The sequence below is a fragment of the Pseudarthrobacter sp. B4EP4b genome, from assembly GCF_006680095.1.
GTDB lineage: Bacteria > Actinomycetota > Actinomycetes > Actinomycetales > Micrococcaceae > Arthrobacter.
The window spans coordinates 1-425 of sequence record NZ_VHIJ01000113.1 but is presented as its reverse complement, the minus strand read 5'-3'; the positions used below and the strand labels follow the sequence as shown (position 1 = coordinate 425).

Sequence of the window (425 nt, the reverse complement as noted above, 5' to 3'; positions counted from 1 at the left end):
TGTGGAACGAGAACACCGCCGGCCCGGACCTGGACCGGCGCACCCGGCCGCAAAAACTACTCGAGGGCCTCGTCGGCGCCGCCAAAATAGCACTGGCCACCAACGCCCTGCCCGCCACCGGCGGCAACCGCCCCCACATCATCGCCACCATCAACTACCAAGACCTCCTCTCCCACCACCAGAGCAGCACCGGGGCCGCAGCCAGCACCACCGCCAAACACGCGGGCAACGGCACCGAGGACGGCACAAACCCCAACAACAGCGAAACCCGCAGCACCCGCACCGACGCCCGGACCAGTACCAGCACCCGCACCGGGACCGGCACCGGCACCGGGAATTTCGTCTTCACCGGACCCGTCGCCGCCGCCACCCTACGAAAAATCGCCTGCGACGCCGACATCATCCCCGCCATCCTCGGCACCCAC

At 68.7% G+C, this 425-nt stretch carries 1 pseudogene; it reads left to right on the top strand.

Annotation, left to right across the window (positions count from 1 at the left end):
- Positions 1-425, top strand: a pseudogene (locus FNL14_RS23455) (HNH endonuclease); the annotation flags it as partial.